Source organism: Mycobacterium scrofulaceum, from assembly GCF_002086735.1.
GTDB lineage: Bacteria > Actinomycetota > Actinomycetes > Mycobacteriales > Mycobacteriaceae > Mycobacterium > Mycobacterium scrofulaceum.
This window is the reverse complement of the sequence record NZ_MVIJ01000053.1, coordinates 19,059-33,221: the sequence shown is the minus strand read 5'-3', so window position 1 is coordinate 33,221 and position 14,163 is coordinate 19,059. Positions and strand designations below refer to the sequence as shown.

At 62.7% G+C, this 14,163-nt stretch carries 13 protein-coding genes; 4 read left to right on the top strand and 9 right to left on the bottom strand.

From position 1 onward, the window contains the following. The coding region (locus BST44_RS29750) for a hypothetical protein (RefSeq protein ID WP_208619879.1) at positions 1–234 on the top strand (234 nt) is incomplete at its 5' end. Here BST44_RS29750 and BST44_RS24365 read toward each other — a convergent pair. From BST44_RS24365 to BST44_RS24335, 7 genes are all read right to left on the bottom strand, one after another. Next, a complete protein-coding gene (locus BST44_RS24365; protein WP_007172172.1) occupies positions 224–2,029 on the bottom strand; it encodes an AAA family ATPase in 1,806 nt (601 codons plus the stop codon). The genes BST44_RS29750 and BST44_RS24365 overlap by 11 nt on opposite strands. Next, positions 2,026–4,185 carry a hypothetical protein gene (locus tag BST44_RS24360; protein WP_007172171.1) on the bottom strand — a complete coding sequence of 720 codons (2,160 nt, stop codon included), beginning with the start codon at positions 4,183–4,185 and terminating at the stop codon, positions 2,026–2,028. The genes BST44_RS24365 and BST44_RS24360 overlap by 4 nt, the downstream gene beginning before the upstream one ends. After that, entirely contained in the window at positions 4,182–7,097 is a 2,916-nt protein-coding gene (locus BST44_RS24355) for an ATP-binding protein (protein WP_225325408.1), read from the bottom strand. Before BST44_RS24355 ends, BST44_RS24360 begins: the two co-directional genes overlap by 4 nt. Then, positions 7,091–7,381 carry a hypothetical protein gene (locus tag BST44_RS24350; protein ID WP_225325409.1) on the bottom strand — a complete coding sequence of 97 codons (291 nt, stop codon included), beginning with the start codon at positions 7,379–7,381 and terminating at the stop codon, positions 7,091–7,093. Before BST44_RS24350 ends, BST44_RS24355 begins: the two co-directional genes overlap by 7 nt. 61 nt (positions 7,382–7,442) lie before the next feature. Next, positions 7,443–8,366 (bottom strand): conjugal transfer protein, encoded by a 924-nt coding sequence (locus BST44_RS24345; RefSeq protein ID WP_073877513.1) that lies wholly within the window; start codon positions 8,364–8,366, stop codon positions 7,443–7,445. A 10-nt stretch (positions 8,367–8,376) separates the two neighbouring features. After that, entirely contained in the window at positions 8,377–9,459 is a 1,083-nt protein-coding gene (locus BST44_RS24340) for a hypothetical protein (RefSeq protein ID WP_046182038.1), read from the bottom strand. Further along, complete coding sequence (locus tag BST44_RS24335; protein ID WP_007172165.1) at positions 9,456–9,902, bottom strand: hypothetical protein; 447 nt, start codon at positions 9,900–9,902, stop codon at positions 9,456–9,458. The genes BST44_RS24340 and BST44_RS24335 overlap by 4 nt, the downstream gene beginning before the upstream one ends. Before the next feature lie 130 nt (positions 9,903–10,032). On the opposite strand from BST44_RS24335, the gene BST44_RS29745 reads away from it, so the two are divergent. From BST44_RS29745 to BST44_RS24320, 3 genes are all read left to right on the top strand, one after another. Continuing rightward, on the top strand, positions 10,033–10,416 hold the full coding sequence (locus BST44_RS29745; protein WP_073877511.1) for a helix-turn-helix domain-containing protein: 384 nt from the start codon (positions 10,033–10,035) through the stop codon (positions 10,414–10,416). Next, positions 10,406–11,224, top strand: a complete 819-nt coding sequence (locus tag BST44_RS24325; RefSeq protein ID WP_007172163.1) for a hypothetical protein — start codon at positions 10,406–10,408, stop codon at positions 11,222–11,224. Before BST44_RS29745 ends, BST44_RS24325 begins: the two co-directional genes overlap by 11 nt. Before the next feature lie 99 nt (positions 11,225–11,323). Beyond that, a complete protein-coding gene (locus tag BST44_RS24320; RefSeq protein ID WP_007172162.1) occupies positions 11,324–11,602 on the top strand; it encodes a hypothetical protein in 279 nt (92 codons plus the stop codon). A 199-nt stretch (positions 11,603–11,801) separates the two neighbouring features. On the opposite strand, the gene BST44_RS24315 is transcribed toward BST44_RS24320, so the two are convergent. Beyond that, positions 11,802–13,205, bottom strand: a complete 1,404-nt coding sequence (locus BST44_RS24315; protein WP_040624275.1) for a type IV secretory system conjugative DNA transfer family protein — start codon at positions 13,203–13,205, stop codon at positions 11,802–11,804. Between the two features lie 94 nt (positions 13,206–13,299). Continuing rightward, positions 13,300–14,121 (bottom strand): DUF2637 domain-containing protein, encoded by an 822-nt coding sequence (locus tag BST44_RS24310; RefSeq protein WP_080691135.1) that lies wholly within the window; start codon positions 14,119–14,121, stop codon positions 13,300–13,302. Positions 14,122–14,163: the final 42 nt, after the last annotated feature.

Genomic DNA, 14,163 nt, shown 5'->3' with positions numbered 1-14,163 from the left:
CATCAATGGCAAACAGGTGGTCCCATGCTCATGGCAAAACCAGCTCTGAAGTGGTCCCTTTCACCTGGCAGCCGACACAAGTGCGAGGTAGTCGATGAACGTCGCACCGACGAGCTCACGGCCGGCGACCACCACGAGGCCATGCTGACCCACGTCCACCTGGACAGCATCCCCAGCATCAGTGTGGCCTACAACGATCCGCATTTCAGCGCCCACGATGGGCTTAGGGCGTGACGAGCTCAAAGGCCGCCAGGACGTCGGTGAGGGCAGCGTCCATGTCTGCCAGCGTGATTGTGCTAATGCTGCTCAGGTCGGCGGTGAGCAAGTCCACCGTCGGGTCCGCTGCGATGCGGGCTTTGGCTTTGCGCAGGGCTTGTTCAATGACGGTTCGGGCGAACCGGCCGTTGGCGGCGACATCGATGAGCATGTGTGGTTCACCGGGGCGTGTACTTGGCGTGTTGCATAGCCACTCAGCGTTGCTGCTGAAGCGCGAAAGAGCGGAGGGTTCGATGGCCACATGGAACCGCGCTGCGAACAGCTCAGCGATCCGTACCAGGTCGTCGGTGTCGCAGGAGGTGAATTCGAGCTGGAACGGGAACCGTGACCGCAGTCCCGGGTTAGCGCTCAAAAGCCGGTTCATTGGGCTGGCGTAGCCAGCCATGGCGATCATTGTGTCGTGGCGATGGTCTTCTGCCCACTTCATGATGACGTCAACGGCGATGTGGCCGAAATCGCGCTCATTATCCGGTTTGTAGAGTTCGGGTGCCTCGTCGATGAACAGTGCACAGCCTTTGGCAGCTTGCAAGATCGCTGATGTTTTCTTCTCGGTGCCACCGATGTGCTCGTCGACAAGATCCTTGCGGGAGACTTCGATGAATTCTGGCGATTCGAGGATGCCCAGGCCGAAATACATCTCGCAAATCAGCCGTGCTATCGAGGTTTTCGCGGTCCCCGGCGGGCCGACCAGAGTCATGTGCAAGGTGTCGCGCTCACCGATCTGGACGCCGCGCTCGGCCATCTTCTGGTCGTAGACCTTGACGAACTTGAGTTCCTTGACATGCTCTTTGACGCGGCGGAGCCCAATGAATTCGTCGAGTTCGCGTTCGGCGCGCTCCAGCACACGTACGGCTTCCTTGCGTTGCCGGGCTCTGCGCAGGTCGGCCACGCTCGGTCCAGAATCCGGGTCCCACCGATTGGACCGGGCGGCAATCACGTCTGGGGTCGTGACGGTGACGCCGTAGCCGGGGTCATCGAGCGCGGCGGCGGCGTCCGGGCGCAGTTGACCGTCTACGCTGGCTGCGCTGAACTCTTTGCGGGCGGCGGCCTCGTCCCCCAACGCGCGGTGGCACAAGCCGCGATATACGGCCGCCTCGGCCAGCAGGTGCGAGGTATCGATGCCGCTCTGGTCGAGCTTGGCCTGGTCGGCCTGCGTCACGACGGATGTCAATGTGGCCAGCGCCGCCTCGAACTGTCCCAGCCCGGTTTGGGCGATTCCTTTGAGCAGCCGTGTGGCGGCCTCCACGATTCCACCGCTGCTCGACGAGGCCTGCGAGGTCCACGTCAACAAGTCTGGCCAGCGGCGCGTCAGGAAAAACATTGTGGCCCCGATGAACCGGTGTATCTGCGCTTGCGCGGGCTCGACGGTGAGGTCAACCCCGTCGAGGATCTTTTCGGCCTGGTCGTAGTCGCCTTGGCTAACAAGTGTCGCCGCGTAGGCGATGGTGATCCCGGTCGGAGTGTGCGGGTAAAGGTCAATGAGGAATGGCGTAGACACGGTTGGCGCTAGCGCAGAATCTGCCAGGCCAATCCGACGCGTTTCGCGATGCAAAGTCGATAGCGCATCATATGCGCCGCGCATGGTGTTAAGGCTGACGTCGCCAGCAACCGCCAACCCCATCCACGCGTCGCACATGCCGGGATCCATGTCGGTGGCCTGCGTGAAGGCTTCGCGCGCTCCCGCGTGATCGGCCACGGGCCCACCGAAGCCCAGGCGGCTAATCCCGATGTCGAAATAGTCACGGGCACTCACTGGTGATAGTCCCTTGCTCGTGGTCGAGGTGGTGACGGAAATTCTACGGGCGACTCAGACAGCTCGAACGATCGCTGCTGCTCAGATGATGTATCTAGCGGCAGGCCGGGGTCCTCATCAGGGGTTGCCGACGGGGGCGCCTGGTGGCGACCCACGCCCTGGGCCGGGCGGCGCGGATGGCTCGGTAGCGATGGCAGCCCATCTGAGCCGGCCATCGGCGCCACCTCGCCTTGATCTGGTTCCCCTGGCTGGCCGTTGCTGAGGGCATTGGACGCCGCCAGGTGCGGGCTGGTGTCGCTGTCCGGGACGCCTTGTTGGGACCCGGGGTCTGAGCCGTTGCGGTGGTGGTGTCCGCGGATGTGCTGGACGGTCTTTTCGGTGATGACGGCGGGAATCACCACCTCTGGCGCGGCGGCCGCGGCGGCGCCTTCTGCCGCTGTGGCGCCGGCCCCCTCTGCTGCCGCAGCCGCGGCATGTCCACCTGCGGTCGCCGCGGCCTCGCTCGCCCCGGCCTTTTCTGCTGCCATCCGGGTGGTGGTGGCCCCGGTCGTCCGGGTCGCCGTGGTCTCCTCCTCACCGCGCATCCGGCTGGGCCGAGGTTTGACCGCATCGAACCCCGGCGTTGAGGTGTCGGCGTCGCCGTTAGAACCGTCATCGTCGCCGGCGCCATCGCTATCGCCGCGTCGCGCGACCCGTCGAAACAGCCCGCGCGCTTTGCGTCCCGCCTCGGCGTAATCGTTGTACTCATCGCGCACAGCGCCGCTTGTGGAGCACCACGCCCCAGTGATGTGGTGGGCGATCGTGCCCAAACTGTCTGTGTAGAAATGCTTGTCGATGTAATGGAACAAGAAGATGCCTACGACCGAACCCAGGCTCACCAACAACAGGCGCGGGACCGCGGTGGCGCCATGCCCCAGTTGCGGCGTGGTGAGCGCCCACCCCATCCCGACCGCACTCAACGCCAAAAAGACAGTGAAGATCATCATCTCGACGCCATGCAACAACACCTGCGAGACGCAGCGCACCGCGTATTTCTTGCCGCGCTGCCAACCGCTCATGCCGACCATCGCCGCGGGAACCACCACGATGCAGTAGTAGGTGGCTTTGGCACCGACCAGCAACGTGCTCACCCCGACGTACCAGATGAACAGGCCGATCCAAAACGCGGCGAACAAGAACACCAGCCCCAGCACAAAGTCGTTGGCCCCCAATTGTTGAGCGTGCGCCAAGGCTTGGGGAGCACCGCATCCGGCCATCGCGTGCGCCGGTCCAGGACCTTGGCTATGCGCGGCCAAGATGGCCTGGGACCAGGCCTGGCGGCAGGTGCCCACATCATCAACGACCATGCCGAAGTTCTGTAACTGTAGAGCTGGTCGCGCCGTCGAAGACACCAGCTGCGCCAGCAGGGCGTCGAGCTGGGTATCCAATGACTGGCCCGGAGCGTACGAACTCTGGCGGGCGTCCTGGGCGATCTGAAAGCCTGTCGCTCGACCCATGCCCAGCAGGCCGTGATCGCTGACTAGATCGTCAATGGGGTCACGAAAGACCGTCCACACCAATGCAGCTAGCACCGCGGCGGTGCCTAGCAGATTGCGGGCCTGGGCCGGCCGCCCTCGCTGTTGGTGATACCCCGCCAACACCACACAAACCGCGACCGCCAATGGCCCCAGCCACATCTGGTTGACGAGCATGTTCACTGTAGCGAAAACGGGGCGCCCGATTTGAACGAGGGCCAAGAGCCACGAGCTCGACATTGCAAATCGCAGAAGCCACAGCGCAATCCCGATAGCGAATACGACAAGAGCAGCTTCATTGGTCAGCCACCAGGCTGCGGTGGTATGCGCGATCGCGGTTTGGGTGGCTTTGACGATCCACGACCCCCACGATTCGGGATCGAACGCGCTGACGTGTTGGCCGTTGTTGAAGGTGGCTTCGGTGGTATCGACCATCGAGAGGAAGTAGTCAGCGATCGGCACGTTGTCCAAGTCATGCAGTCCCGTCCACCCCAGAGCAGCGGCACCCACCGCCGCCGAGGCTTTAGGTGCGGCCACCACCGCCCACAGACACAGCACGTAGACACCTGTCATCGCGCCGATCACGCGGCGCAACCGTGGGTGCTCAACTAGCCAGACTGCGAGGGAATCGCTGGCAGTCATGCGATCACCGATGCGGTGCTATCGAATGCGCGTGCCTGCTCTTCGGTTGGCGCGCCGAAAAATTGAACGCGTGCGGGACGTCCAAGTTCGTCGACTAAGAATCCCTCGCCGAGTCGGGCACGATCGACCGCCCCGGCCTCGGTGGCGTAGCCGCCCCATTCCCCGCGATCAGAGAACACGTCTTCATCAGCGGTGGAGCCAGGACTGGTGTCCTCGCTTAGTGCGCTGACAAGCTCTGGATACATTTCTGGGTCGATGCGCGCCCACTTCAGTGTCGCGTAGGCCAGTTCAGGGTCTTGAACACGAAAGATCCATTTTTGTGTGACAAACTCATCCCCCATGCGGGCAAGGTCCCTGAAATCCTGTGTGATGAACCAGATTCCACTCGCGTGCTTACGGCCCCGCCGAGTGAATTTGTGCGCAATGCGTGCCGTGGTGGGAAAGGCAAGCAGTTCGGCGCACTCCTCGAAGATCATGACGTCGAATACGTCGAGGCGGTCGAACATGTATCGCTGCTCTAGCTCAATGAGCAGGCCATAGATAGCCATTCCGGCGCGCTGGGTCCCCGACAGTTTCGCGTAGAGATCGGCGTTGGTGAGATCCTCGGTGCTGGGCAAGCCCAGGTTGCCGGTCAGGTAGACCGTGGCCGGGGAGTCTTCTGGCCGGTAGGGCGGCAAGTGGTCATCGAAAAGCCCGGGAAAATCCTCCTGGGCTGTTTCTAAGCGCAGCAGCAACTCGTCGTTGTCGGCGTCCGGCTGTGAACGCAGATAGTCCAGCAGTGTGCGGTGGCTCGTAATCCCTTGCCTGGCCCGGGTTTCCGGTCGCACCAAACGTCGGTAACGCTTGGCAAGCAGGCTGTCATAAGACAGCCCAATCCAGGGCAGGATGTGCGAGGCCGCGATGCGCCCTGCCAGGTGCGCTGGGAAGATCACCAGCGGGTCATACAAGTACTGCGGCGTTGTCGGGTCGATGAACCGTACACCCTCGATGGGTGTGAGGGCCTGCTTCCATTCAGCGATTGTGTCTGGCTCGAACACCACAACGCGTCCGCCACGCAGGATCAGTTCATACGCCGAGAGTTTGGTGCGGTTGGACTTCCCGCCGCCGGGATCGCCGACGACGGCCAGCCCGGTGTTCTTGTTTCGGCGCGCAGTTCCCTCGGGATCGTGAAGGATGATCGCCGGTCGCATCGTGGTCTGGTCGATGGCCAGCGCACTGCCCTTGACGTTGCCCACGCGGCCCGAAATCAGCGGCAAGAACAGCGACCACTTATGTGCGCTGGTGGGATTGCGAAATTCATCGAGCGGGCAGGTGTTTTCACTTCCGGTATTGAATGCCTTCCACAGCAACGCCTGGGCGCCACGGTGGCGTTTGACAGCGATGCCGACTGTGTCAAGCTCCTGGCGGACCTGTTTGACCGCATCCTCCAAGACCCGCGGTGAGTCGGCACCGACCGCAATCATCACCGTGTGGTCAAGCTCGCGTTCGGCGGGATTGCCGTTCAGATGCGATGTGTAGGCCCGCGTGCGCGCTAGCTTCCTTGGCAATTCGTCGTTTTCAGCTCCGCGGTGACCACGCTGACGCATCTGGTCTTTGATGTTTTTGGTGTAGCGGAAATTGCGGGCTTGCGCATCCTGGGGTGTGCGAATGTAAATATGTTGGGTCCACTCAATACTGGCCTGGGTGTTCACGTTGAGCAGCGCATTCAGATACGAAGCGCGTGGAAAGGCCAGGCCTGTCTCCGGGAAGTGCTCGACGGTCAAAAACGACTGGTAGCTCGATCTGCAGGTGGGCTCGTGGGGATCATAGACGCGAACCAAGGCTTTGAAACTGGGTCGCCACCATGGCCGCCCGGCGTTGTCGCCTTCATCGAAAGCGATGGTAGGGAAATCGTGAGCGCTCAGTGAGGACGGCCCCGTGCTGGCCGCTGGCATCGGCTCATGGATGACGCCGAGCATGGCGCGATGTCGCCGATACCAATGGATTTGCGCTGGACTAGCCGCGCGAACGTGAAACTCATCAGGTAGGGCACCACAGATCTGGCGGGCAACACTGGCGTAGTGCTGAATCGATGTGCTTGAGTCTTTGTCACGCCCGCTGACCCAGTCCCAAGCCCGCCTGCCCTGTCCGAGCGGTGTGCGTCCCGCGGTGCCAGCATCGACTGGCACCGTTAGCCAAAACCGTGGGCGCACGGGACCGCGATATCCCTTGGTGATCCACTTGTTCGCTTGGGCGATAGTTGGGACCCAGTGCTTGCACTGCCCAATCCATGTCGACTTGTTGGTGTGCGGACCCACCATTGCCCGCATGATGGCGTTTTGGTCCTCGGCGACCAGCAACCCGCGCACTTGCGAGCCTGAGGGCAGGTAGCGCCCCAAGTTCCGCGTCAGCCTGGCGGCTCGCCGGTGGACGTCAAGCGAGCGCATATTGACCGACAAACCATCGATCAAGAATTCGGCATAGACGCCTCCGCCGGTGAAGACCAGATTGTCCTCGACACGTTCAGGAGGGTCAAAACTGGAGTCAACACGCAGCTTCCTCTCAGCGGCACGAGGCTGCGAGGTGATCAGGTGAGGTGGCCGAATAGTGTTGCGGGCAAAAACGAGACGTGCTGAAAGAGATGGACGTCCCTTGGGCAAAAGTAGCCGCATCAGCCCAACGGTCACCACACAGAGCACCACCCCGCCGGCGAGGACCGGAAGCGTGGTTCCGGCGGGCTGGCTGTCGACCCATAGCAGCGTGGGACCCGCGATCGCGGCAATGGCCACCCATTCCACCCCGCGGTAGGGCCCGCCGGGCCATTCCTGCCCGGGAGCGGCTTCCCCGATCTGGATGTCGATGTCGCGGATGCCCGACCACGCTTCGGCCTTGTCGACGGGCCGTGGTGGGGCAACTGGGCCGGTGGTCACCATCCGCGGGTATTGGAGTGGCCAACGCTGCCGGGCAGGTGCTCAAATTCCTGGTTACCGCGCTGATACAGCCCGACGATGTGGGCTACGACAACTGCAAGAGCCACCCCGCCGGCGATTGCCGACAATCCGGCACCGGTGCCGCGCTTCCAATGGTCTCTCATACCGCGCACGATGCCGCTGCCCAGGAAGTATGTGCCGCCGACTGCGACGATGATGTAAAGCACTTCGTGGCTCATGTTGATCACGCCGGCCCCGGCAGCCACATTTGTCGTGTGGGTAGCCAACGTCTGTAATGTTAGCTGTCTAATCATGATCAATCCCTCTTTCTCTCAACGTGAGTGATGGTCAGTGCGGTGCTACCGCCGTGGTGGGCACCGGTGTCGGTGTCGCGTCAGCCAACAGCGGGATCGCGTCGATCTGGGCAACAAACCAGGTGCCGCCCACCGAACGCAGCGTCAGGGAATAAGACAGCGATACGAGGGTGTAATCGGATCGGCGCGCCGAAACATCGATGTGCGTGGCTAATTCGTTGTTATCGGAGGGAGCATCGGGTGGAGTGTTGTCGGCCTGAGCAGCAGTCACTGTGGCCGAGGAGTACGACCCTACGGCTGTGATGCCCGAGTCGGTGGTGATAAACCGTTCCAGTCCACCCGAGGTGGTTAAAAACGACGTCGCAAACCCAGACAGCATCGTAAAAAGTGGGCTGTTGGCAGCGATTGGTGCTGAATAGCCCAGCGGCACATAGGCTCCCGGAGGCGGCATATCGACTCTGCTGATCCGATCAAGAGCCTGAATGCCCATATCCCGGTATACCGCCACCGGCAGCTGGTAGAAAGCCGTCGTCGGCGGCGCCGACGGGTAGGGCAGTTCGTCGATTTGAACCTTCACGCTATAGAGCACGATGTCGTTGGAAGAGGTCTTGCGCTTAGATGCCCACGCCGCCGGGTTCGACACCGTCATCGACGATGTCGTGGGCAACTCGTACTTTTGTCCCCCGGGAAAGCAGCGTGTCAAATTCGAAGCACCCGAGGTGGTTCCGACAAGTAGCCCTTTCACGCAATTCACGGCGAAAGCCTTCACGGGATCGGTCTCGTTGATCACGTCGCGGGCCACCGCCGCCACTGGTGCTGGTTCAGGGGGAAAGACAAACCCCCACAGCAGGGCGATACCGTTGATGGACGAACTGGCCACAAGAATCACAAGAGCGACCCGGCCGGCGCTGTGGCCCAGCACCGTGATGCGCTTCTTCCATACGTTGCTGATTCTCACCACATCGTCCTCATGTCGCCTGGTGCCCAATGACTTTGATGCTCGACACCGCGAAGGTTCCATCACTGGGATCGGTGTCGTGTCCCGACCCAAAGCCGGTCGGGTCAGGCCCGTTGGTCGGTTCCGGGCCGGTGGCCGGGGTGGGCCCACCCAGGATTCCGCCGAACGGTCCGCCGTCTGGGGCCGACACGCTGGGCTGGGGGGCTGCGACCGGACGGCTGGTGTGCCGAATGATCACAGTGATTTTTGAGGCGCTGATCCCGGGAATCAGTTTGACCGCTTCGCCGTGAGCATTGCCGGTGTCCTGGTCGACGACCGTGTGCGCAGTGTCATTGAACTGCCACTGCAGCAACGTGACCACCCGATGCTGTAGCCATGGGTCACCGCCGGACCCCTGGGCCGCAGCAGTATCCCCCGGCACGATACTGACCGCCGTGATCACGTAAGCGCGTTCGATTCCGGCGGGCCCGAGCGTGATATAGAGCGGTTGTCCATCCGTATGCCGCACGCAGATCCACGGCGATGGCTTGTCGGGATCGGCAATCGATTTCGCCGAAGTTGAGGCGCCCGCCGGGCAGTCGGCTGAGGCGGTAAACGGCAGTGGGTGATCGCCGCCATCAGCAGGAGTCGGCGCTGGTGCTGCCGCCATTGTCGGTGCGGGGCCCGATTTGACTGCGTGCTGGCGCAGACTCGGCGAAGGGTTGTCGGGACCTGAGAGTGTGACGCCCAGCGTGGTTATCACCGTTGCCAACAACACGACGCCAGCGAACGCGCCGAGTACCCACGGCGTAAATCGGCGCGTACGCCGCTCCGCCTCGTGATCTAAATCAGCGTCGGCACCGGGGCTTTCGTTTTCTGCCGAGTCGGTGTGGTCGTCGCCGTCGGAAACGAACGCACCCGCAAAGGCGTCGGCACTTTGATCCTCGCCGAAGGGTGCGGCGTCGTTGTCGCTGATCGCGCCATCATCATCGGGATGCTCGTCGGCTGACTCCCCGGCCGCGCCGCTGTCGAGGGTGTCTTGGTCGTGTTCTGCATCGGCGTCGAGATTCACCCCAATCTGACGCAGCCATTGCTGATCAGAAACCGAGCTCACGGCCGCCGCCGCCCCGAACGGTGCCCGCTAGCCCGGCGCGGCGTGAATTTGCGCCGGTGATGGTAGGTGGCCGGCAAACGCTGCACACGCGGCAATGCCGTCGCCGAAACCTTGACATAGCCGTCGTCGCGGTCAGAGGCCAAGCCGGTGTCCTCACCGCGCACCACATACATGCGTTCGCGATGAGCAATTACCGGCGGCAGCGGTGTGGATGGCGCCGCCTGCGGTGGGCCTTGGGGAGCGGTCCGGCTCCAGTCCTGCTTAAGACGCTCCTCGTCGGCCGCCCCTCGGGCGCGGTGTGCGCCTATTAGCTTGGCCGCTCCCCACAAGCACGCCGCCGCGACCAGCAACGGAGCGAGTTTGATGAGCAGTTCGACGATCGCCAACACGATCGCGGCGATGACTGTCATCAGCACTGCGGCCGTCGCCACAAGCCCCTTCATCGCGGTGTCCCTTCGTCGTCTCGGCGCCGCTAAATCGGGTGGGCGCCTATGCACGCAACCGTAAGCGGTAATAGGCAAGGTTGTCCACATGGTTAGACGATAATGGTTGCGTTTAGGTAGTTTTGTGGGCGTGATTGCACCTAATGATGGGCCAGCGCGACTCGACTACTTCGTCTCTGAACGGCTGGCGGTCCTGCACATGTCCCGTGTCGAACTGGCCCGCCGCGGCGGACCCAACCGCTCGACACTGCACAAATCCAGTAACGGCTCACGCACCATGTCGCTGGCCACGCTGGCCCGACTCGATGAGGCGCTCGGGTGGGCCCACGGGTCGTCAAGGGCGATCCTTGACGGCGGGGTCCCAGCCACACCACCGCCCCAAGACACCCACGTACACACCGTTTTGCACGCCGTCGAAGGCCTCGTCGAGCAATGCCACTCAATCTTGGCCGACGCCCGTCAGCTGCTCACCGAACTCCTGACAAGCCGGGACCCGGCCGAGCATGCCCGCTGACATTTTCGACGACCAACGCCGAGCATGGATAGCCGCACACGCTGGGATATTTGTCTTCCAAAAGCGTCGCGCCGAGCTGCTCGCCAAAAAGATTCGCGCTCGCACACGCAGCCATGTTGGTGCCCGACCCGACCCACACGACGACGTCGTCGCCCTGCCACTACCGATGCGCTCCGCCACCTCAGCCAGCGGATCATTTGAAGTCGCACTGGTGCTAACCTGTGCGGCCATCGCGCCGCTGGGCTGGTTGGCCGGCAAACTCGCCTACGGACTAATCGTCACGCTCATCCCCGAGCGGCTCCGCGCTTACCCGATACCGGCACTGCTCTGGGGCGCCGCGCTCGCAGCGCTGCCCTTGCCGTTCTATAACCCCTCCCCTAGTCTCTGGGGCGAGCTGATCATCCCCTGGCTTCTAACACAACTGCCCGCAACCCTGCTCACCGCAGCCGTCTGCGGGGTCCTCGAAGGCTGGCTAGCCGTGGAAGGATCCAGCGACTGGTGGCCACTGACACCCCAAGCTGTCGAGGTTGACGACGACCTCATTCTCGGGCCGACGCTGCCCATCACCACCGTCTTAGATCCACTCCCCGAACCGGGCTCCGCCCGCCGCATACCGCCATCCCTGCACGCGCGCCGGCGAACCCCACCACCTATCCACTGGGTCCCCATCCTTGGCGGGACTGCGGTCATCGCAGCGATCTCCATCTGGTGTCTCATTTGCGCAATCAGCGTCCTGTTCGGCTCCACCAACCAGCACCTCGACACGGTCAGCTCCCGGTCAACCTCGATGCAGCTATTCGCGAACTGAGTTCGCTGCTCGGGGCCAACTCTGGCGCGCTGATGCCTACACCGCTTTGCAAAAATTGGGGTGTGAGCGGGGGGTGGCGGCACAGATACGGTTCAAGGTATGGATCGGGGTACGACCGTAGACGCAGTTGTGCATCGGGTGTTAGCCGCGCTCGAGCGAGCTGGCCAGGTTTGTGACACGCCGCCGGGTTCGCAGTCGCTCGAGGCGATGCGGCAACAGATCATTGCCATGCTCAGCGATCCGCCGTGGTATCTCAACACCTCGGCCGGGCAAGTGCTGTTCTTGAAGATCCTGCGTCAAATCGCCTCAGACGCAAGCGATATCGTGAAAAACACGCGTCAGGACCCAGGGTCATGTGAGGGCAACATTCGTCGGTAGGTCCGCAGCTGGAGTGCTACTGCGGACACGGCCAGCGTCGAGAAACGCTTGATCGCGTCGACAGCAAATTAGTTGCAGCACAGGCAGATTACACGGTGCAGCTACCCGGAGCTGCCCAGCGGTCGCACTTGGGAAGCTGGACGCGAGCACCGAGACCAATGCGTCAGTCATAGATTGCGCCCGTCGCGGCAACCGCCCGTCAACCCCACTGCGCCTTTTTGATTCGCCGCTGAACCGCCTGGTCGAACAGAGCCAGGAACTCGGTCCAGTCTGGAATATGAACTCGCTCGCCAGCCGTGCCGCGCTGCAACAGCTGGGCTTCTTCCCGGCTTTGGGGAAGCAGTTCCTGCCAACCGATCGCCTGGCCGAATTGCGACGATTGGCCCCGACTCCCCCCTGTGGGCTCATAGGCTTCGGTACGTCGGGTTGTCTCTCCCAGCCAATGTGAGGCCTGTTCGAGCAAATGGCGCTCGTGAGCTCCATACATGATCAGCGTGCCCGGAAACATCTCCCGCAGCGCTTCAGCGTACTTGGACCCAAATACAACGTCGAAATGCGCCGACGCCTGCACCGTCGCCAAGATGTTGACACCCAGTCCCGCTGACTCCCCCACGTAGGTCAACAGATCCGGCAACGGACATGAGTTACATACCTCGTCGAGTTCCAGCAGCAGCGGATGCGTCAGTTGATGATTGGCCATCTTGCGGCGGAAATGACGCACGATGGAATCGATCAGAGCCACCGCGGCTCCGGCGACCGAGCCGGTGTTCGGGGCGATCACAAACAATGTGGCGTCCGGCTCATCAAGCATGTGGACGTCGAATGACTCCACAGCGACACGTTCGACCGCGCTCAAGTACGGTGCTCCCTCGTCGGCGCTCAAACCCAAGCGCAGCCACGGTGTTACGGCCTTGGACACCGTGATCTTGATGCTGTCACGCAGCCGGGAATCCATCCCGGCGATAACAGAATACAGCGGGGCCGCGAGTTTCGGTTGTTCGCAAAGCCCGTAAGCGGTCAGCCACGACGGGCGTCCGAGCTCGGGGATGGGTTGGTCGCCGCCGGTTTCGTCGATACCGAAATCCTGCACGGCATCGAGCACCCAGGGCATTCCCAAACTGTTGCCCTGCGGGCTGGCCGCGTACAGCAGGCATGCCAACGGCGGTGCGGCCTGACTTTCCCAAAGCCCGCCCGCAGCAACAGCGTTGCCGCCCGATGCGCCACTGAAACCCACGCCCGAGGTCGCGAGCATGGTCTCAGCAACGGTCAGTGCTTCATGGGCGCTGGCGATCGTGCGGGTCGGGTCGGTGACCATACGCCTAACCCCGGCCGGCCATACCTCAGTGTGCTCAGGCCGCAGATCAATCACACCGGTAATCCCGATATTGCGTCGTGTTAGAACAAGCTCTGCCAGGTCGGGTTTCGACGACACCAAAACTTCCGGCCCAGGATGCACGAGCGCCGCCGGGGCCAAAATCCTGCGTGTTTTACCCGTACGTGTTGGTGCGCTTACCAGAATGTGAGGTGCTGTCTCCGCACGCACGGCAACGTTTTGGCGATTGTAGGTGAGGCCGCAGTACGGGGTGTACGGTTCGTTGACCACTACGTCATCATGGGCGCCACTGGCCGCGAACGTCTATCAAAGCAGCGACATTCGCGATCGCCGGACGTAGGTCACTGCGGCGGAAGCTTCGGGTTTACACCGCCGCTGCCGAGTGGAGCGCCGTCGCCAGTATCCGGTTCACCGTTGTGTGGTGCAGCTTGAGTTCCTCTGAGATTTCACCCGGCTTTTGCCCGTCAGCGTGGCGGCGCAGCACAGCGTCAATGATTTCTGCAGGCTGCTTGGTTCTTTTCGATGCCATCACTGTGCGTACGGCGTGTTCATGACGCTCTCGCGGGGGCACAGCGGCGTCCACTCTTGGAACCGATGACAGCGACCGGTCCGGCTCGACCGCCACCATGGCCCTATCACGCTCACCTGCTGAGGACCCAGCGACTGGCAGAGGTGTCGCCGACAGGGACACCGGGACGTCCTCCTCGACGAGGGCCGGCGGCGCCTCGGCGCGGCTGTGTAGGAGCCGGGTCAGGGCTACCAGCGCAACGGTGGCCTGCGCGGTCGTGACGTCAATGATCAGCGGCCACAACCATGCCAAGCTTGGGCGGATACCGCACCGGATAGCCAAGCTGCACAACGCATCAAATGACAGGCGAAACGCACCGGCCCCCAGTAACAGCGTCATGATCACCGCCGCCCAGAACGTCAAGGTGGGCCGGCGGTGCACCTTGATGAGCAGCGAGAGCCCTTCCGTGGACCCGAGCAATACCAGAGGTGGGGCCGTGGCCACCGCGGCCGCCAGCGCCGGGGCGACGTGATCGGCCTGCACGATCGCGTGTAACGCGTTGCCAGCGATCGAGGCCGCGCTTGCTCCTATCAACACCACCCAAAAGAAACGCACTGCGCGCCGGTGGGTTTTCGGATCGGTATCGGCGGGAGTGCTGCGGGCGCTATCGCAAGCCATACCCGCAATCGTGCACTCCCACCCCGGTATTCGTCTACCAAA

Excerpts from the sequence above, each read along its gene's own strand:
- BST44_RS24360 (WP_007172171.1), bottom strand. The coding sequence starts at position 4,185 with ATGACTGCCAGCGATTCCCTCGCAGTCTGGCTAGTTGAGCACCCACGG.
- BST44_RS24355 (WP_225325408.1), bottom strand. The coding sequence starts at position 7,097 with ATGGTGACCACCGGCCCAGTTGCCCCACCACGGCCCGTCGACAAGGCC.
- BST44_RS24335 (WP_007172165.1), bottom strand. The coding sequence starts at position 9,902 with ATGAAGGGGCTTGTGGCGACGGCCGCAGTGCTGATGACAGTCATCGCC.
- BST44_RS24325 (WP_007172163.1), top strand. The coding sequence starts at position 10,406 with ATGCCCGCTGACATTTTCGACGACCAACGCCGAGCATGGATAGCCGCA.
- BST44_RS24320 (WP_007172162.1), top strand. The coding sequence starts at position 11,324 with ATGGATCGGGGTACGACCGTAGACGCAGTTGTGCATCGGGTGTTAGCC.
- BST44_RS24310 (WP_080691135.1), bottom strand. The coding sequence starts at position 14,121 with ATGGCTTGCGATAGCGCCCGCAGCACTCCCGCCGATACCGATCCGAAA.